The 19,972-nt window shown below is 45.9% G+C and carries 14 protein-coding genes and 1 pseudogene; 13 read left to right on the top strand and 2 right to left on the bottom strand.

What is annotated here, in order from left to right; translation table 11 throughout:
* The first annotated feature begins 58 nt into the window (after nucleotides 1–58).
* The 12 genes and pseudogenes from CEQ75_RS01605 (at nucleotide 59) to addA (ending at nucleotide 16,579) form a co-directional block, all read left to right on the top strand.
* Nucleotides 59–646: a hypothetical protein gene (locus tag CEQ75_RS01605; RefSeq protein WP_089608787.1), complete on the top strand. Its 588-nt coding sequence runs from the start codon at nucleotides 59–61 to the stop codon at nucleotides 644–646.
* A gap of 151 nt (nucleotides 647–797) precedes the next feature.
* Nucleotides 798–1,196 (top strand): cytochrome c maturation protein CcmE, encoded by a 399-nt coding sequence (locus CEQ75_RS01600; protein WP_089608786.1) that lies wholly within the window; start codon nucleotides 798–800, stop codon nucleotides 1,194–1,196.
* A 56-nt stretch (nucleotides 1,197–1,252) separates the two neighbouring features.
* Nucleotides 1,253–3,199: a heme lyase CcmF/NrfE family subunit gene (locus CEQ75_RS01595; RefSeq protein ID WP_089608785.1), complete on the top strand. Its 1,947-nt coding sequence runs from the start codon at nucleotides 1,253–1,255 to the stop codon at nucleotides 3,197–3,199.
* The gene (locus tag CEQ75_RS01590; RefSeq protein WP_089608784.1) at nucleotides 3,196–3,861 is read left to right on the top strand and encodes an ABC transporter ATP-binding protein; all 666 of its coding nucleotides are present in this window, start codon (nucleotides 3,196–3,198) and stop codon (nucleotides 3,859–3,861) included. The genes CEQ75_RS01595 and CEQ75_RS01590 overlap by 4 nt, the downstream gene beginning before the upstream one ends.
* A 5-nt stretch (nucleotides 3,862–3,866) precedes the next feature.
* Nucleotides 3,867–4,553: a heme exporter protein CcmB gene (locus CEQ75_RS01585; protein WP_089608783.1), complete on the top strand. Its 687-nt coding sequence runs from the start codon at nucleotides 3,867–3,869 to the stop codon at nucleotides 4,551–4,553.
* 4 nt (nucleotides 4,554–4,557) lie between these two features.
* On the top strand, nucleotides 4,558–5,256 hold the full coding sequence (locus CEQ75_RS01580; RefSeq protein WP_089608782.1) for a cytochrome c biogenesis protein: 699 nt from the start codon (nucleotides 4,558–4,560) through the stop codon (nucleotides 5,254–5,256).
* A gap of 28 nt (nucleotides 5,257–5,284) precedes the next feature.
* Nucleotides 5,285–5,422 (top strand): CcmD family protein, encoded by a 138-nt coding sequence (locus CEQ75_RS01575; RefSeq protein WP_089608781.1) that lies wholly within the window; start codon nucleotides 5,285–5,287, stop codon nucleotides 5,420–5,422.
* Nucleotides 5,423–5,469: 47 nt separating this feature from the next.
* Nucleotides 5,470–6,273 carry an FAD binding domain-containing protein gene (locus CEQ75_RS01570; protein ID WP_338031989.1) on the top strand — a complete coding sequence of 268 codons (804 nt, stop codon included), beginning with the start codon at nucleotides 5,470–5,472 and terminating at the stop codon, nucleotides 6,271–6,273.
* Nucleotides 6,264–6,731 (top strand): (2Fe-2S)-binding protein, encoded by a 468-nt coding sequence (locus CEQ75_RS01565; protein WP_089608779.1) that lies wholly within the window; start codon nucleotides 6,264–6,266, stop codon nucleotides 6,729–6,731. Before CEQ75_RS01570 ends, CEQ75_RS01565 begins: the two co-directional genes overlap by 10 nt.
* Nucleotides 6,715–9,021 (top strand): xanthine dehydrogenase family protein molybdopterin-binding subunit, encoded by a 2,307-nt coding sequence (locus CEQ75_RS01560; RefSeq protein ID WP_089608778.1) that lies wholly within the window; start codon nucleotides 6,715–6,717, stop codon nucleotides 9,019–9,021. The genes CEQ75_RS01565 and CEQ75_RS01560 overlap by 17 nt, the downstream gene beginning before the upstream one ends.
* 327 nt (nucleotides 9,022–9,348) lie before the next feature.
* A pseudogene (gene addB, locus CEQ75_RS01555) lies at nucleotides 9,349–12,791 on the top strand (helicase-exonuclease AddAB subunit AddB).
* Nucleotides 12,791–16,579, top strand: coding sequence for a helicase-exonuclease AddAB subunit AddA (gene addA, locus CEQ75_RS01550; RefSeq protein WP_089608777.1), 3,789 nt, complete (start codon nucleotides 12,791–12,793; stop codon nucleotides 16,577–16,579). The pseudogene addB and the gene addA overlap by 1 nt, the downstream one beginning before the upstream one ends.
* Here addA and CEQ75_RS01545 read toward each other — a convergent pair.
* Together CEQ75_RS01545 and CEQ75_RS01540 are read right to left on the bottom strand one after the other, a co-directional pair.
* The gene (locus CEQ75_RS01545) at nucleotides 16,539–18,395 is read right to left on the bottom strand and encodes a sensor histidine kinase (RefSeq protein ID WP_089608776.1); all 1,857 of its coding nucleotides are present in this window, start codon (nucleotides 18,393–18,395) and stop codon (nucleotides 16,539–16,541) included. The genes addA and CEQ75_RS01545 overlap by 41 nt on opposite strands.
* Nucleotides 18,388–19,080 carry a response regulator transcription factor gene (locus CEQ75_RS01540; RefSeq protein WP_089608775.1) on the bottom strand — a complete coding sequence of 231 codons (693 nt, stop codon included), beginning with the start codon at nucleotides 19,078–19,080 and terminating at the stop codon, nucleotides 18,388–18,390. The genes CEQ75_RS01545 and CEQ75_RS01540 overlap by 8 nt, the downstream gene beginning before the upstream one ends.
* A 194-nt stretch (nucleotides 19,081–19,274) precedes the next feature.
* On the opposite strand from CEQ75_RS01540, the gene CEQ75_RS01535 reads away from it, so the two are divergent.
* On the top strand, nucleotides 19,275–19,769 hold the full coding sequence (locus CEQ75_RS01535; protein ID WP_089608774.1) for a DUF2680 domain-containing protein: 495 nt from the start codon (nucleotides 19,275–19,277) through the stop codon (nucleotides 19,767–19,769).
* Nucleotides 19,770–19,972 lie beyond the last annotated feature (203 nt).

The raw sequence follows: 19,972 nt of genomic DNA, 5'->3' as shown, positions 1-19,972 counted from the left end.
ATAAAAGTATCATTCTTTTGGTAAACTAAACCTAATAAAATAGCGAAAAGGTGAGCAGATGAACATTTTATCAGACAAGATCCTGGCAGGTGCGCTGATTGGAATTTTTGCCAATGGGGTTAAGTTAACCTTTAACTACCTGGGCTATTTTTTGGGATGGACTGATGTGGTTTTTTGGCAGATTGTGGCTTCCCGATTTTTGGCCAAGGAAGATTTATTTACTCCCTATGCATATTTAGTTGGTGGGATAGCAGACATCGTGATGACTGCTTCCATTGGTATCATCTTTCTTTATGCCCTGGAATTTTTTGGGAAGGGGAATTTATGGTTAAGAGGCTCTGGAATGGGTCTCCTTCTTTGGGTTACATTATTTGGTACCCTGCTGGGTCAGTCTGTAGAAAATAAAATACCTCAGGAACCGTCAGGTCTTCTCGTCACGTTGGGAGCCCACTTTATTTATGGAATAGCTGTTGCTTTTTTTACGGGACTGTATTATAAAATCATGGAGAAACAAGGAGAAACAGATCAGCTTGCTCATTCCTTTGTTGCCCAGCCGGCCAGAAAGGTGCAGGTCTTTCGCATTAAAAAACCAGATCCGGAAAGCGCAGAGCAGACAAAAAAATTCATCAAACCCAGAAAGATTTAAAAGACAGACCCTTGATTGGTTTGTCTTTTTTGTTTTACATTCCTGAACTTTCAGTTTTGCTTTAAGGTGAAAATAAGGTATAATTTCAAATATAAGCATAGCAAAAGATATAAGCATACTAAAAGACGGAACGAAAGAAAGAGGAGCAGCTATGACAGTGAAAAAAAAGATTCTTATCAGTTCGGTTATTGTGATTGGAGCAGTCTTTTATCTGATCATGTCAGGTTTTAGTAATGTCAAAGTCCATGTTTCTTTGGAGGAACTGATTAAATCCAGGGAGGAATATCAGGAAACCTATGTGCAGACGGAAGGACGGGTATTGGGGGATTCTGTAGATTGGGATGCCTCCCGGGTAGAATTAACATTTGTGGTTACCGGTTTGAAGGATTCGGAACAGACGATGCCTGTGCTGTATAATAAGCCAATTCCTGATAATTTTCAAAATGCTACGGAGGTACTGGTTGGGGGTTATTATTCCGAGGATGGAGTGTTCCGTGCTGAGGAAATGGTTACCAAGTGTCCCTCAAAATATGAAGCCGAATTGGAATAAAACAGACAAACAGAAAAATATGACTGTAAAAATAGGAATCCGCGGGAGGTTTAGAATTGATTACAGCTACTTTTGGCTATGGTTTGTTAATTTTAGCACTATTAGCCGGTCTTTATACCCTGTATTTGAATCTGGCAGGCTTGAAAGAAAAACGGGAAGGGCTGCTTTCAAAAGCCCAGTTAGGGATGGCCGTTACGGGGGCTTTTGTCACCGCATCTTCACTGATTATGCTTTATGCTCTGTTGACCAATGATTTTAGTCTCAAATATGTTCACGATTATTCTTCTACCCAATTACCTTTAGCTTATAAGATTTCAGCTTTTTGGGCAGGAAATGCAGGGTCTCTCCTATTATGGGCCCAAATGTTGGTGGTTGCTGGAGTTCTGGTCACTTTTTCCCACCATCATCGGGATCAGAACTTCTTTGCTGTCGTCTCCAGTGTTATTTTGGTTAATATCATCTTTTTTCTTGTTTCCATGATTTTGTTTGCCAATCCTTTTGAGGGGCTGCCTCCCGGAGTGGAAGAGGGGCGGGGATTAAATCCCATGCTGAGAACTCCCTGGATGGTCATTCATCCGGTAGCGGTTTATCTGGGTTATGTGGGCTGGGTTGTTCCCTTTGCCTTTGCCATGGCTTCACTGGTCCATAAAAGGAAGGACCATCAATGGCTGGTTTATTCCCGTCAATGGGCTGTGCTCAGTTGGTTGTTTTTAAGCATCGGAAACCTCTTAGGTGCCCAATGGGCGTATATTGAATTAGGCTGGGGAGGATATTGGGCTTGGGATCCGGTGGAAAATGCCTCTTTTCTTCCCTGGCTGACCGGTACCGCCTTCCTCCATTCCTTGATGATACAAGAACGGAAGGGTATGTTTAAGGTCTGGAATCAGGTGCTGGTGATCATCACCTATGTCTTGACATTGTATGGGACCTTCCTGGTGCGAAGCGGGATCCTTGCTTCTGTCCATGCTTTTCCCAAGTCCAATTTGAACTACTGGTTTGGTTTTTTTATGTTTGCCATGCTCTTTTGGGCCTTATATTTATTGTTTACCAGACGAAATCTGCTGAAAGGGGAACAGGAAATTATTGCTTTCTTTTCTAAGGAGACAAGCTTTCTGTTAAACAATATTTTATTCATATGCTGTGCTGTTATTATCTTTTTCGGCACCAATTTACCGATTTTCAGCGGTATGCTCACAGGTGTGGAGAGGGCAGTAGGTCAGGAATGGTTTAACGCTTCTACCGGACCGGTGCTGTTGGCGATCATCCTTTTAATTGGTCTTTGCACCTTAATCCCATGGAAGAAAACTGAACCTCTTCAGCTTTTACGCATCTATTTTCTTCCCCTGGCAGGATCTTTAATTCTGTGCGTGATTCTTTTTCTGCAGGGTATGCACCATGCCTGGAGCCTAATCGGTTTCTCAGTGATCACCTTTGTATTAATTAACACTTTGAGGGCCATCGTTCAAGATATTGGCAACTGGAGCAAAAACAATGGAAGGGCAGGGGTGCGCCGGGGCATCGGGGGCCATCTGGCACATCTGGGGGTAACGCTTTTTGCCTTAGGGGTTATCGGGAATGCCTTTTATACTGTGGAGACCATTGAAACCGTATCCGTGGGAGAAACCTTTTCTGTGGGAAAAGTTAATGATTATGATATTACTTTTCAAGGGGTTAAAAGTCGGGAGGATGGTGCTAACGCCGTCATCTATACCGATTTATTGGTAGCACGCAATGGAAAATCTGTAGGCACCTTAACGCCGGAAAAGATTTTTTATCCCGGTTGGGAGAGTCCCCGGACGGAAATCGTGATTTTGGGAGGTCCCGTCGAAGATCTCTATATCGTATTGGCAGGATGGGGTGATCAAGGGTCGGAAGCGACCTTGGAAGTCCATGTGAATCCCTTGATGAATTGGCTGTGGATCGGTGGATATGTACTGATTTTAGGCACCCTTCTCGTGCTTTTGCCGTCAAAAAGGCTGCCGGATAAGAGGTTGATCCCATGATTCAGGGAGAAAATATATCTCTGACATTAGGGGGAAAAAGGATCTTGCAGGATGTTAATCTGACCTTGTCCCCGGGGGAATTTGCTGTTTTATTAGGCCCTAACGGAGCGGGAAAGTCAACTTTACTCAAGGTTTTATCCCGTATTCAAAAGCCCACCACAGGCAAGGTGGCAAGTAAGGGACAAATAGGATTCCTTGCCCATCGCTCCTTTCTGTACGACCGGCTTACCGCCTATGAGAATTTGAAATTCTATGGCAAGCTCTTTCAAGTGTCTGGACTGCCGGAGCGGATTGAAGCGTTGCTGGATCAGGTTGGATTATCTTATTTTTCCCACGAACCTGTTTATACCTTTTCCCGAGGCATGGTGCAGCGCTTAGCCATTGCCCGGGCTGTACTCCATGATCCGGCCCTTTTGTTTTTGGATGAACCTTTTACCGGTCTGGATCAAAAGGGGACGGTCATCCTGGATCAAGTCCTGGGAGAAATGCACCGCCGGGGGAAAACAATTTTAATGGTAACCCATAACTTTGAACAGGGCATGGAGTTGGTCAACCGGCTTTTAATTATGAAAAAGGGGCAGAAGATTTTTGATGATCCAATCATCTCACGGGGGGCAAAGGAGTTAAAAGGAATTTATCTTCAGCAGGTAGGAATGGAGTGAGGCCAATGAGAAAGGTACTGTGGATGATCTGGAAGGATTTATCTATTGAAATCCGTTCCCGGGAGGTAACAGGAGCCATGGTGCTTTTTGCCCTGATGGTCATCGTAATTTTCGCTTTTTCCTTCGTCCTTCCGGGGCAAAAAATGCCTTCGGAAATGATCCCCGGGATAATTTGGGTCACCATTATTTTTGCAGGCATGCTGGGTTTAAATCATTCCTTTTTACCGGAAAAGGAGAATGATTGTTTAATGGGCTTAATTTTGGCCCCTATCAGTAAAAGTATGATTTATTTGGGGAAGACGGCAACACATTTCCTTTTTCTCTTACTGGTGGAGTTGGTTGCCTTGCCTTTAATTGTGGTGTTTTTTAATGTGCAGATTCAGGGGCCATTTTTGAATTTGCTGCTGGTACTTTTACTGGGGACTTTAGGATTCTCCGGGGTAGGGGTTTTTTTAGGGGCTTTGGCGGCTAATACCAAAAGCAATGAGCTGCTTCTGCCCATCATACTTTTCCCGATTTTGATCCCTTTGTTTTTGGCAGGGGTCAAAGGAACGGGGATAGTTTTAGCCGGTTCCTGGGCAGATCCTGTTTGGGTGGCTGCCTACTGGTCCTGGATTCGTTTGATGCTTGTTTTTGATGTCATATTTTTCACAGTATCCCTGGTATTGATTGATTTTGTTTTGGAGGTTTAAGGATATGGCACATGTTGGGTTCAAGGAAAGGCTTTCGGCAGTTTTGGGACTGACGACCTTTATCGTCATGATGGTGGATTTATTTTTGATTTTTATCTGGGTACCGGAGGAAAAGACGTTGGGCGCGGTGCAAAAGATTTTCTATTTTCATGTGGGGACGGCCTGGGTGGCTTTCTTTGCTTTTTTCGTCGTGTTTCTGTTCAGCATTCTATATTTAAAAAGTCGTAACAGCAAATGGGATCGCATTGCGGCCGCTTCTGCAGAGATTGGCACGGTTTTTACCACCGTAGTTTTAATTACCGGTCCCATTTGGGCAAAAAGTTCCTGGAATGCCTGGTGGACCTGGGAACCAAGGCTGACCACCAGTCTGATTCTTTGGTTTATTTATGTGGCCTATATTTTGATTCGGGCCTCTTCCACTGAAGAGGAGAAAAAAGCCAGATTATCTGCTGTTTTTGGTATTATCGGCTTTATTGATGTACCCATTGTGTTTTTTTCCGTGAAATGGTGGAATGTTTCTCATCCCATGGTTTTTGATCAGGGGGGCATGAATTTGGCACCGGAAATGTTTATCACCCTTATGGTCAGTGTGGCAGCTTTTACCCTTTTCTATTTTTATTACCTGACCAAAGCAGCAGCACTTTTCCAAGCCAGGGATGATCTAAGGGAGCTAAAACGAAAAATGAGAGAAAGACTGAATTAGCTGATTTCATTGATAGGGAGGTTGCAGGATGGAATATCTGTTTTGGGCTTACGGAGCCACTTGGCTGGTGCTTTTTGCCTATACCGTCAGCCTGGGCTTGCGCCAGCGCAAAATCAATCAGGAAATTAAATGGCTGAAACAAATGATACAGGAAAAAGAGAGTTAATCATAGATGTGAGGGAATGAAATCTAATAGATTTTTAGGGGGGAATCATGATGTATTCAGTGCGGCAATATCTTTTTCCCCGGACTTTGGAGGAAGCCCATCAGCTGCTCCACAACCATCCCAGCAATACCATTATTGGAGGGAGTACCTACCTGAGGTTGGGGGGGAAAACCATTGATACGGCGGTGGATATTTCCAGGTTAGGGTTAAAGTATATCATGGAAACCGAGGATACCATTGTAATCGGTGCTGGGACAACCCTGCGGGAAGTGGAGAATAGTCCTCTCTTAAACAGGTATTTTAACGGTATTTTAAATAAATCCGTCCGTCATATCGTCGGCGTGCAGCTGAGAAATTTAGCCACCGTGGGGGCAAATGTTTTTGCCCGTTTTGGCTTTTCCGACTTGAATACAGCTTTACTCACCCTGGATGTGGATGTGGAGCTATATCAAGGGGGGCTCATGCCCTTAAGGCAATTTTTGCAAAAGGGTGTCGGAGGGCGTGATATTCTGGTGAAACTGATTATTCAGAAATCGGAGCGTCAAGCCTCCTTTCAGATGCTGCGCAATTCCCAGGGGGATTATGCCATTTTAAATGCAGCCGTATCCAGGCTGGAAAATGATTGGCGTATTGTGGTTGGCGCCCGGCCCGGGCGGTGTGAAATTGCCGGGGGCGCTTCTGCTTTCCTGGGGGAAGGTAGTTTGACACCGGAAAGGATTGACCAAGCAACTCAAATGGCAGTTGGGGAAATGACCTTCGGCAGTAATATCAGGGGCAGTAAAGAATATCGTCAGGGAATTTGCCCCGTGTTAATTAAAAGGGCAGTTCAGGAGGTTTTAGCATGGAAATAGATGTTAAAATCAACGGTAAAAATGTGCACATGGAGGTCAGCCCGGAAGAATTTTTATCTGAAGCTTTAAGACGTTATGGTTTCCTCAGCATTCGCCGGGGTTGTGATACCAGCTCTTGTGGCTTATGTACTGTTTGGGTTGAGGAGAAACCGGTACTTTCCTGCTCTGTTCCCGCCCCCCGGGTGGAGGGGAAAAATGTGACCACCATAGAAGGGTTGGAGGAGGAGGCACGGAAATTTGCTGAATTTTTAACCAAAGAAGGCGGGGAGCAATGCGGCTATTGCAGTCCGGGGTTTATTATGACGGTACTGGCCATGAAAAAAGAATTAAAGGATCCGGGAGAAGAGGAGATCAATCACTATTTAAAAGGCAATCTATGCCGCTGTAGCGGCTATCAGAGCCAATTGCGGGCAATTAAAAAATATTTGGGGGTGGATGAGCATGAAAGCGGTAAGTAATTCCATTCCTAAAATTGACGGTATGGCTATTGCCACAGGGAAACCTGTCTATACCGATGATTTAGCCATGGATCACGCCTTAATTATTAAGATTTTACGCAGCCCCCATGCCTTTGCCCGGATTAAATCCATAGATGTCCGGGAGGCTCAGCACATGGAGGGGGTTGAATGTGTTCTGACTTATCAGGATGTACCTAAGGTTCGTTTTACCACGGCAGGTCAAAGTTATCCGGAGCCTTCTCCCTGTGATCGATTGATTTTAGACGAGTATGTGCGTTTTGTGGGCGATGGGGTGGCCATCATTGCCGCCCGGGATGAAAAGACGGCTATAGCCGCTATGAAAGTTATCAAAGTGGAGTATGAGGTTTTAAACCCGGTTTTGGATTTTGAACAAGCGGTGGATCATGACTCTCTGATACATCCGGAAAAGGATCTTCATGTCAATTTTGATATTGGCTTGGATCAGGAGAAAAACATTGCGGCAACTTGCCGCATGGGTGCAGGAGATGTGGAAGAAGAATTGGCCCAGTCAGATCTTGTATTGGAAAGAACCTATTTTATTCAGGCCCAGGCTCATTGTATGATGGAAACCTACCGGGCTTTTTCCTATTTGGATCAACAGGGGCGGCTGGTGGTAGTGAGCTCTACCCAGGTACCCTTTCATGCAAAAAGAATGCTGGCGAGAGCTTTAGAACTGCCCAAAAATCGGGTAAGAGTCGTTAAACCAAGAATCGGCGGCGGCTTCGGCGGTAAACAAACATCTGTTGTTGATGTTTATCCTGCCATCGTTACCATAAAAACAGGAAAACCATGTAAAATTGTTTATGAACGTCAGGAAACTTTCAGCAGCTCCAATAGCCGTCAGGCGATGCGCATCAAGGTAAAAATCGGCGCCATGGCTTCCGGCATCATTAGGGCCATTGACTTAGAAGCACTGGCGGATACGGGAGCATACGGAGAACATGCCCCGACCGTTTTTAAACTGGTAGGATTAAAAACACTGCCTCTCTATAATCAAGCCAAAGGTGTCAGGTATCGGGGTACCGCTGTCTATACCAATAAAATGCCCGGCGGAGCCTTCCGGGGATATGGTGCACCTCAAGGAACTTTCGCGGTAGAGTCGGCTGTTAATGAATTGGCCCAAGAGCTGGGGATGGATGCCGCTTTATTGCGGGAAATGAACCTGATTCAAGAAGGAGAAACCAATCCCATTTTAGACGGTCCTGAGGAAGAAAAACCCATAACTTTAACCAGTTGTACCTTGGATCGCTGTGTGGAACAAGGGAAAAAACTCATCGGCTGGGAAGCTAAGTCGCCTTTCCGGCGCATCAATGGCCATAAAGTAAGAGGCTTAGGCATGGCGGTAACGATGCAAGGCTCAGGGATTGCCGGTGTTGATATGGCCTCGGCTTTGATCAAATTAAATGAAGATGGCTATTACACCTTGATGATCGGCTCTACCGATATGGGGACGGGATCTGATACCATTTTAGCTCAAATGGCGGCGGAGGTTTTAGAAACAACCGTTGATAAAATTGTCGTTCATGGCGTGGATACGGATATCTCCCCCTATGATCCCGGCTCTTATGCCTCCAGCACTACCTATGTCACCGGGAATGCGGTAATCAGGGCGGCTGAAAAGTTAAAAGAGCAGATCCGGAAAAAGGGAGCACATTTCCTGGATGTCTCGGCAGATCAAGTGGAGTTTGACGGGATGAAGGTTAAGACCTTGGATGATGACAAAAGCATATCTCTTGATGATCTTGTCTTGGAACTGATGAACGGCAGAGATAAGGACCAGTTGTTTGCAACAGGCTCCTTTGGCGGAAAAACAAGCCCCCCACCTTTTATCGCCGGTTTTGCGGAAGTTGAGGTAGATGTGGAAACAGGGAAGGTTGATTTGATAGAATTTGTGGCGGTGATCGATTGCGGTACAGTGATTAATCCCAATCTGGCTCGTGTCCAGGCCGAAGGAGGCCTGGTGCAAGGTATCGGACTGGCCCTTTTTGAAGATGTGAAATACAGTGAGGGAGGTAAATTACAGACGGATTCCTTTATGCAATATAAAATCCCCTGTCGTAAGGACGTAGGGAAAATCACCGTAGAATTTGCCCCCAGCTTTGAGTCTTCCGGTCCTTTTGGTGCCAAATCCATTGGAGAAGTTGTGGTCAATACAGCGGCGCCGGCCATCGCTCATGCTGTGTTTAATGCCACGGGGGTTTTTGTGCGGGATTTGCCGATCACACCTGAGAAGGTCTTCTTCGGAATGAAACAGAATTCTCTCTCGTAGGTCAGTGGCAGCGTTGACTGTGTTCTAGTATTAAAGTGCTTGCACTTTCCAGAATCATTGCAGGGCCTTTTGCCCATGTAATTAGGGTTCCTTAATTTAAGACGTTTAAAAAAATGGACTGTCTAAGTAGGATTTAGATAGCCCATTTTTATTTTAAGCATTATTAAATTGATGATATTGCTTTTTCGCATAAAAATGAAATTCGCAATTTAATAAACACGCATTTCCCCTTAATAAAGGATAGGGAAACAAGCTGTCGAAATAGTAAAATAGTAAAGTAAATGATAAATAAATCCCTGTTTTAGCAAAGAAATGGAGTAAGTGATCATGAGTCTAAGATTTATTTATGGCAGGGCGGGAAGCGGGAAGACTCGTTACTGCTTAGAAGAAATAAAAGCACGGATTGAAGAGGAGGTTTCTCATTCTATAATTCTCTTAGTGCCCGAGCAATTTTCCTTTCAGGCTGAGAAAGACTTAATTACGATGTTAGGTCGGGGGGGAGTATAGAGACCCAGGTTTTAAGCTTTCAGCGCATGGCTTTTCGTATCTTTAACCAGTTAGGGGGGATTACTTATCCCCATATTCATACGGCAGGTAAATGTATGCTTCTTTATCGCATTCTGGATAAAATGAAAGGTGAGTTTATATATTTTGCCAAATCGGCAGAGCGTCCGGGCTTTGTCAATACCTTATCCACCTTGATTAGTGAATTTAAGCGTTACCAAGTGACGCCCCGGATGCTGAAGGAATTCGGTGAGGATTTAGGAGAAGATCAACCCCTCAAAGAAAAATTGCAGGAGCTGCATGGTGTTTATGCAGCTTTTGAAGAAACTATTGCCGAAAGGTATCGGGACACGGATGATGACCTGACTATGGCCGGAGAAAAGTTGCAGGTTGCAGATCTCTACGATGGAAGTGAAATCTGGGTGGATGGCTTTACCGGTTTTACCCCTCAGGAATATTTGGTGTTGGAGAGGCTGCTGCAAAAGGCGTGCCGGGTCAATGTCAGTCTTTGTACTGATCACTTAGAGGGGGCAAAAAGACATCAGGGCAACGATGTTTTTTTCGGGGTAAAACAGGTTTATCGGAGATTAACGAACTTTGCCGATGATCAGGAGATTGTCATTGAACCATCTGTATTATTGGAGGAGCAGCCTTTGTTCCGATTTAGAAATAGTCCGGAACTGGCCCATTTAGAGAAGAACTTAAATGATTTTCCGTGCCGGACTTTTTCGGCTGAGACAGAGAATATTGCGTTATTTTCTTACGCTAATGTTTTTTCCGAGATTGAAGGAGCCGCTCAAGATATTCTTTCCTTATGCCGGGATCAGGGACTGCGCTATCGTGATATTGGTTTGGTAGTGCGCAACCTGGCCGACTATGAGCAATTGATTCAGGTGATCTTTGACGAATACGAGATCCCCTGCTTCATTGATCGTAAAATCGATATCACCAATCATCCCTTGGTGCGCTTAATCTTATCAATGCTGGACCTGTTTATTGAAAACTGGACCTATGAGGATGTATTCAGTTACCTGAAAACCGGATTGACTGATGTATCCAGAGATGACATTGATATTTTAGAAAATTATGTGCTTGCTTGCGGTATCAGGGGTCGGCGCTGGACGGATGGACAGGATTGGCAGATGAGCACTAATTTTTTGCCGGATGATAGGGAGTCCGATCAGGAAAAAGAACGATTGGAGGAAATCAACCGCATTCGCATTCAAGTGGTAACACCCCTCCTCGTTTTTCGTAAGACCACAAAGGGAAGAAGAACAGCAAGGGAAATATGCAGCGCCTTATATGATTTTCTTTGTCGGATTGGGGTGCCGGAGCGCATCGAAGCTTATATTGATCATTTTAGGGAGATAGGTGAATTAAATTTAGCCAATGAGTATGGTCAGGTGTGGAATATTGTAATGGCAGTTTTTGATCAGATGGTAGAGGCTATGGACGAGGAAACCTTTGGCCTGGAACGGTTTGCTAACATTTTGAAGATCGGACTGGAAGAATATCAGGTAGGACTGGTGCCCCCATCTTTAGATCAGGTTTTGGTGGGAAATGTCGAGCGGTCCAAAAGTCATGAGATCCAGGCCTTATTTATCCTCGGTATGAATGATGGGGTGTTTCCTGCCTCCGGAATGGAGGAGGGGATTCTTTCCGACCTGGATCGGGATGTTTTTACCCGAGCCGGAATTGAGTTAGCCGGGGATACCAGGAGGAAGGCCTTTGATGAGCAATACTTAATTTATCGCGCCCTGACGATCCCGGAGAAATTTTTGCGTTTAAGCTGGCCCATTGCTGATCAAGAGGGAAAGGCGATGCGACCCTCCATGATTATTTCCCGGCTCAGGAAGATATTTCCTCGTATTAAAGAATCCAGTTATATATCTCCGGGGGAAAATGTCCCGGCTGATGCCAGTGAGCTGATGATAGGAAGGAAAACAACCTTTCAGCATATGATCTCTGCTCTGCGTCAAAAAGCAGATGGGGGGGAGATTTCTCCGATATGGCCCCAGGTATATCGTTGGTTTGAAAGCCAAGAGGAGTGGCGGGGAAAATGCTTGTCAATGAGAGCAGCCTTTTTATATCAGAACCTGGCTCAGCCTGTAAGTAAAGTTAACATCGATGCTCTTTATGGGGATCCTGTCTATTCCAGCGTGTCCCGTCTGGAAAAATTCACAACCTGTCCCTTTGCCTATTATATGCAATATGGCCTGAAAGCTCAGGAAAGAAAGATATTTCGTTTAAGCCCGCCTGATGTGGGCACCTTTATGCATGGAGTGATTGAACGCTTTTCCAGTTTGATGGAGGAAGGGGAAATTTCCTGGCGCACCATGGATCGTCCCTGGTGCGGGGAGCAAGTTTCTTTGATTATTGATGAAATGCTGGAAGAGATGCAGGGGTCAGGGCTGGCCGGGTCTAAAAGATACACGGCCCTGGCAATCAGGATGAAAAGAGTGATGACCAGAGCGGTATGGCTCATTGCCGAGCATATTCGAAGGAGTAGCTTTGATCCCATCGGCTATGAAATGGCTTTTGGCGAAGAGGGTAATTTCCCCCCTATCACCATCCAATTGGACTCTGGGGCACAAATAAAATTAACCGGGCGCATTGACCGGGTGGATGCTTGTAAAACGGAGGAAGGCACTTATTTACGCATCGTAGATTATAAATCAGGAGCTAAGGATTTTAAACTGTCGGATCTTTATTACGGTTTGCAGATCCAACTAATCACTTATTTGGATGCTATCTGGAGCCAGGAGGGTGGCGGGGAATCGTCTCCTTTATTGCCGGGAGGGATGCTATATTTTCGGATTGATGACCCGATCATCAGGGAAAAGGGAAAAATCACCGAGGAAGAAATTGAGCAGGCCATTATGAAAAAGCTAAAAATGAGAGGACTGCTCCTGGCCGATGTAAAATTAATCAGGGCCATGGATCAAACCATGGAAGGGGATTCTCTGATCATTCCGGCCAGAATCAATAAGGATGGAACATTAGGCAGAGCTTCAGCGGCTACCCTGGATCAGTTTAAGTTGTTAAGAAAATATGTCGGTCATCTGCTCAAAGGTTTATGCCAAGAGATGATGCAGGGTAATGTTTCCATACAACCCTATAAGAAAAAAGACCATACTTCCTGTGCCTATTGCAGTTTTTCTGCCGTTTGCCAATTTGACCCGATGCGCAAGGAAAATACCTATCGGCTATTCTATGAGCACAAGGATCAAGAGGTATGGAAGATGCTAAAGGGTGGTGATGAGTAATGGCAGGGACAAAGTGGACTAATGAACAATGGGCTGCGATCACGGCCAAGGAGTGCAATCTTTTAGTGGCGGCGGCGGCAGGAGCAGGGAAAACTGCTGTCTTAGTGGAAAGAATCATTAAAAAAATTACGGATCCGGTTCATCCGGTGGATATTGACAGACTGCTGGTGGTTACCTTTACCAATGCCGCGGCGGCAGAAATGAGAGAAAGGATTGCAGGGGCTGTTGCCAAAGCACTGGAGGAAAATCCGGGATCCCGGAACATGCACCGACAACTGACATTGTTAAATAAGGCACATATTACCACCATTCATTCCTTTTGCCTGGAAGTGATGCGTAGCAATTTCCAGTATCTTGATCTTGATCCTAATTTCCGCATTGCCGATGAAACGGAAGCAACCCTGATGAAGCTGGATGTGCTGGATCACTTGTTTGAAGATCTTTATGAGGATGAAAACCTGGATCAGGACTTTTTGAATTTATTGGAATGCTATGGCGGCAATCGGGATGATCAGGCGTTGCAGGATCTGGTGCTGAATCTTTATCGCTTCATCCAAAGCAGTCCCTGGCCGGAAAAATGGCTGGCAGAAATGACAGAGGGTTTTCATATGACCGGCGCATCAGAGGACTTTGATTTTGGTGCTACATCCTGGGGCAAGATCCTCCTTGATACGGTATCTCTGGAGCTTACCGGGATGGAGGAGATGATGGCAACCGGGGTTAACATTCTTACCGGGGCAACCGGCCTGGAAAAAAACCTGGCCATTTTCCAGGAAGAGCTGTCCCAGCTGCGAGGATTACAAAAGCTTTGTTCGGGAGATTCTGAGGGGACATGGGATGCCCTTTATCGAGAAGTACAGGATCAGAAATATGCCCGATTGTCTTCAGCGGGTAAAAATGGGGATAAAGAGCTTCATGAAAGAGCCAAGACGCTTCGGGATAAAGTGAAGGAGCGCATGAAAAAAATCAGCACCGAGATCTGTACGGCGCCTTCCCAGGAAATTTATCAGGAGATCGAAGGCATTTACCCTTTGCTGAAATCCTTGACGCAACTGGTGATGGAATTTGGTACCAGATATGCCATTAAGAAAAACCGCAAAGGAGTAGTGGATTTTAACGACTTGGAGCATTTTTGTCTGGAGATTCTAACCAAGGAAGATGAAAATGGCATACCGGTGCCTTCCCTTGCGGCACATGGGTATCGGGAGCGTTTTGCCGAGATTTTGGTGGATGAATATCAGGACAGCAATTTGGTTCAGGAAGCGATTATTGGCATGATTTCCCGGGGCGATTTGGGCGAGCCCAACGTCTTTATGGTAGGAGATGTGAAACAAAGCATCTATCGCTTTCGACAGGCCAAGCCGGAGTTATTTTTGGAGAAATATCATCATTATTCTCCAAAAGAAGGCGATCCTTATCGCTGCATCCAGCTATATAAAAATTTCCGCAGTCGGTGGGAAGTGGTGCATGGAGTTAATTTTATTTTTAAGCAGATCATGTCCCAGCGGGTGGGGGAATTGGATTATACCGATGAAGAAGCTTTGAATCCGGGAGCCGTCTTTGCCCCTTGTGAGGAGGACACGGTTCTCTTGGCCGGAGGAAAAATGGAATTCCACCTGATGACCACCGAGGATGATCATGATCATAAAGAGGAGCCGGGGGATGATGAACGGGATCAGGAACGAGGTGAGGCCGAGAAGGTATCCCCGGAGGAAGAGGATGAAATACTGGATAAGATTCAGTGGGAAGCCCGTCTGGTGGCGACCCGAATTCAGGATTTGCTGCGGCCGGATGAGCAGGGACAGACCCTTGGGGTTTGGGATCAGAAAGAAAATCAATATCGGAAACCGGAATACAAGGATATGGTCATTCTTTTGCGTACGACCAAAAAATGGTCGGATGTTTTTATGGAGGAGTTGTCTAACCTTGGGATCCCGGCTTTTGCCGATACCGGAACCGGCTTTTTTAAATCACCGGAAATCCAGGTGGTTTTGTCCTATCTGCAAATTATTGACAATCCCTTACAGGATATACCTCTCCTGGGGGTGCTGCGCTCGCCTATCGTAGCCATGACCACGGATGAACTGGCGGAACTTCGTTTGTCGGATCGAAAAGGCAGCCTTTATCATGCTCTTCAGGCTTTAAGTCTCAATAACCAAGGACCGGGTGCGGCGAAAGCGACATCATTTTTGGAGCAATTAGCCAGGTTTCAGGAAGGATCACGGGTTCTTTCTACCGACCGCTTAATCTGGCAGCTTTATCAAGAGACTGGTTATTATAGCCTGGTAGGGGCGATGCCGACAGGAGAACAAAGGCAGGCCAATCTGCGCATTTTATTTGAACGAGCGCGTCAATTTGAGGCGACCAGTTATAAAGGTCTTTTTAATTTTATTAATTTTGTGGATAAATTAAAAACCAGCCAGGGTGATATGGGAGCGGCAAAAATTCTCGGGGAAAATAATAATGTGGTGCGCATTATGAGCATTCACAAGAGCAAGGGTTTGGAATTTCCCGTGGTGTTTCTCTCCGGCTGCGGCAAGCAATTCAATCTTCAGGATTTAAATGGGAAAATACTCCTCCATCAGGATCTGGGTTTTGGGCCGGAGGTGGTAGATCCGGAACTAAGGTTATCCTACCCTTCAGCTCCCAAACTGGCGATTCGGGAGAAAATAAGGAGGGAGACATTATCGGAGGAAATGCGCATCCTCTATGTGGCCATGACCAGGGCCAAAGAAAAACTGATCATCACCGGAGTAGTACCCAATCTGGAAAGAGCCTTGGCCAAGTGGGGCAGCGCCGCCCAGTCAGCAGGAGATAAGCTGCCTCCTTATGAAATGTTGAAAGGGAATCGTTACCTGGATTGGCTTGGTCCAGCAATGCTTAGGCATCCTGATGCCGGAATTTTAAGAGAGCTGGGCGGCCTGGAAGGGGAGTTAAACGGCAGCTTACTCACGGATGATTCATCGTGGCAGATCCGGGTATGGAAGAAGGGTGATCTTCTTGCCGTAAAAGAGGAGCGGGAACTGGGAGAAAACCAGTTTATCCGGTGGCTGGATGGGCTGCCTTCGCTGGAAGATAGCCCCCTGCCCCAAGAACTGGAGGATAGATTGAGCTGGGCTTACCCCTATCAACAGGTTTCCCGAATACCGGCCAAGGTAACTGTCACAGAATTGAAAAGATGGTTTCAGGTGGAGAGTACAGAAGACACCACGCCCTACCCGGAATATCCGGTGACATTGGTGCAAAAGCCCCTCTTCCTCCAGCAGAAAAAGGGTTTAAGCGGGGCGGAAAAGGGTACTATTATGCACTTTGTCATGCAGCATTTGGATTATCAACGAGAAGATATCGAGGGCCAGCTGGCGGAGATGCAGGCAAAAGACCTGCTGACCCCAGAGCAGGCAGCGAGCATTAATCCCGCCAGGATCCGTGCTTTTCTGGCATCTCCCTGGGGCCAAAGACTTCTTTTAGCAAGGGCGGTTTATCGGGAGGTACCCTTTTTTATGGAAATACCTTGTCATGAATTATATCCTAACATGGAGGAGGAAGCTTGCCGGAAGGAGAAGATTCTTTTACAAGGGGTGATCGATTGCTACTTTGAGGAGCAGGACGGCCTTGTCCTTCTGGACTATAAGACTGATTTCGTCACTGTCGGAAAGTCAGAAGGACTCCGGGAACGTTACCGTCTGCAAATTTCTTATTATACCCGTGCTCTGGAGATGCTCACCGGCAAGAAGGTAAAGGACAAGGTTATTTATCTTTTTGAGACGGGAGAAACACTGGCGTATTAAGCGTCTTAAAGGACAGGGGCAGCTTGATTTCGATCATGGTGCCTTGATCCAAGACGCTTGCTACAGTAACGCTGCCATGATGGAGATCAATCAGATGCTTGGCAATAGCCAGACCCAGCCCAGTCCCGCCGCCCTGGCGAGATTTTTCTCCTTTATAGAATCGATCCCAAATATGGGGAAGCTGTTCCGGCGCAATGCCCGGACCTTGGTCGTGGATGTTAATGGTGAGGGTCTGATCCTGCAGATCCTTAGTTTCGACAGAGACTAAAGTATGGGGAGGAGAATATTTGATAGCATTATCCAGAAAGATGACCAGCATTTGGCGCAAGCGGTCATAATCTCCCGGAATCGTGGGTAAATTTTTTTCCCCATCATAGCGCATTTGAATCTCCTTTTTATCGGCCAAGGTTTGGAGACTTTTCAGCACATCAGAAAGCAGGGTGGGCAGATGAATTTCTTCTATATTCATGGTAATCTTACCCGATTGGAGGCGGGACAGATCCAAAAGATCTCCTACCAAGCGTTCTAAGCCACGGGTTTCGGCAAGCATTCTTGAAAGATAGCGCTTCTTTTCCTGATCTTCAATTATGGTACCGTCTACCAATGCTTCCAGGGAACCTCGGATGACGGTAAGGGGTGTGCGAAATTCATGGGAGACATTGGCGACAAAATCACGGCGCAATTGTTCGAGACGCTCACTTTCGCTGACATCTTGCACCAGTGCCACACAACCTGTCACCATTCCGAGATTGTTGCTGATGGGGGAAAGGATAAATTTAAGTTTTTTCCCCTTCCAATCCTTCATAATGATGGAGGATTTTTTTTGCTCCATAATTTCTTTTAAATCAGCCTCCAGGCTCAGTTCCCGAAAATGATTGGCCAGGATTTCATCCGGGTAGGGCAAGCCATTATACATAATCTGAGACAAGGCAAAGTTCATGCTCTGGGGTTTTAACTCGCGATCAAAGGCGACCAGACCTTCCGCCATACTGGCAATAATATCATTTAACTTGCTCTTCTCTTGAAAAAGCAGATCGATGGTATTACCTAAGCGGTGTGCCAGAAGATCCAGGGATTGCCCCAATTGACCAATTTCGTCCTCCCGTTCAATCCCTGTCTGCACAGCATAATTTCCCCCGGCCATAGCCAGTGCGGTGCGGTTCATGGTCTTTAAGGGACGGGCAAAATAGCGGGAAAAGGCCAGACCCAAAGCGATGGCTAATAGCAGAGCGCCCAGCAAACTAAGGACCAAAATACGGTTGGCTTGATTTAATAATGGAGTCACCCCCGCCACCGGGGCGTGGAGGAGTACGGCCCCGGTAATCTGACCTGACGAATCTTGTACAGGCACTCCGACAGTGAGGGTAGCTTCCTGATAAACGCTGCTGAAACTTTCACTCACCGATTCCCCGCCGGACAGCACATCCACAATGACCTTTTCCGCCTCTTGGGGCAGCGGTTCGGAATTGTTCATGTTATTCAAATTATTCATGTGCCCGCGCCCCTTGCCCATTCCTTGACCCATCCCCGACATGGCAGCAGGATTGCCGGTCTGATCGATAATCCATATCTTGGCTTCCGCCAGGATATCCAGATTATGCATCATTCCACCCATACCCTGCATATGGCCGCCGGTTGCATTGATATTAACCAATTCTGCAATGCTTCGGCCCCGGGTCAGCATAGTTTCCTCACGGCTTTCGAAGGTATATTGCTTAAACATTTGGATAAAGATGAGGCCAATGGCCAGCATGGAAACCAGGACAATAATGACCACGCCGCCGGTTAATTGGAGGGTAATACTTCTTTTAAACATCCTGTACCTCAAATTTATAACCTACACCCCAAATGGTTTTAATCTCCCAAACCAGGGCTTCGGAGGTGCTGATTTTTGAGCGCAGTCTCTTAATATGAGTATCCACGGTGCGGGCATCTCCATAATAATCGTAGCCCCACACCTGATTTAACAAATTGTCCCGGGAAAAAACCTTGCCCGGATGAGAAGCCATGAGCCAAAGGATTTCTATTTCCTTTTTTGTCAGGCTTACCGGTTGACCGGAGATTTTCACCGCGTAGTCGGAGAGATTGATTTCCAGTCCGGGGAAGGTGAGAAGTTCTTTTTCCTGATCATCGGACAGATCCATACGTCTTAAAATCGCTCGGATGCGCGCCATCACTTCCTCAGGACTGAAGGGCTTGACAATATAGTCGTCAGCCCCAATGTCCAAACCCATGATGCGATCCCCGTCTTCGCCTTTAGCTGTGACCATAATGATCGGCACATTAGAAATTTTTCGGATCTCCCGGCAGACTTCAAAACCATCCTTTTTGGGCATCATCACATCCAGCAGGATTAAAATCGGATGATACTGGGCAAATAAAGCCAACGCCTCTTCCCCGTCACGAGCCAGAATGGGTGTAAATCCTTCTTTCTGTACATAGGTTTTTAATATATCCAGAATACCTTCATGATCATCAGCAATTAAGATGTATTTACTCAGGGGAATCCTCTCCTTTCCGATGATCTTATTATACCATTAAAGGCTAAAATATTTGTGTCAAAGATATGGCATGCTTTTTTATCAAATTTTTTTCAAAGTTTTGTCAAACTTTTGTCACAAGTATAGGGCATAATAGGATTAAAGAAAGTCGGTCAGCTTAAAGATCAAATAAAAATATAAGGAGTGGTAATTGTATGAAAAATTTAAAAAAATTGGTGGCCACGGTTGCGATAGTGGGCGTTTTAGCTACAGCAGGTGTAGCTCTTGCTGCTGAATTGCGCTCACCGGCGGAGATCGCATCAGATGTTACGGGCATGACCCTTGCCCAGGTAAACGAGGAGAGAGCGGCCGGTAAGACCTATGGTCAGATTGCCCAGGATGCCGGTCAATTGGATCAATTTAAAGCCGATATGCTGGAGCAAAAAAAGGCCCTTCTTGATCAAAGAGTGGCAGAAGGCAGACTGACCCAGGAACAAGCAGATGAAATCTATCAAAACATGGAGGAACGTCAAGCTCTTTGCGATGGTACCGGAATTGGCAGAAAAGACGGTGCATGCGGAGCTGGAATCGGTAATTGTAATGGTAAAGGAAATGGCATGGGTCAAGGGATGATGAGACAAGGAATGGGCAGAGGCATGGGTCAAGGTATGGGAGCAGGCTGGGGCAATGGTGCCTCTAATGGAAAGTAAAATAATTAAAGAGAATTAATTGTTTAATGAAGAGAAAAGCTAATGCCGGGCAGACAGCAGATGAAGCTGTCTGCCTTTGCTGTTGTCAGTTGGAGCAAAAATTCCATTTGGTGCCAAGAACTCTGTTTATCCTGTAAAACGTATACATATTTTGATATAATAAGTTGAAAATAAAGCATGGGTAAAGCTTCTGATTGACAGAA

Source organism: Dehalobacterium formicoaceticum (genome assembly GCF_002224645.1).
GTDB lineage: Bacteria > Bacillota > Dehalobacteriia > Dehalobacteriales > Dehalobacteriaceae > Dehalobacterium > Dehalobacterium formicoaceticum.
The sequence above is the reverse complement of the archived record's forward strand: the minus strand, read 5'-3'. Positions and strand labels throughout refer to the sequence as shown.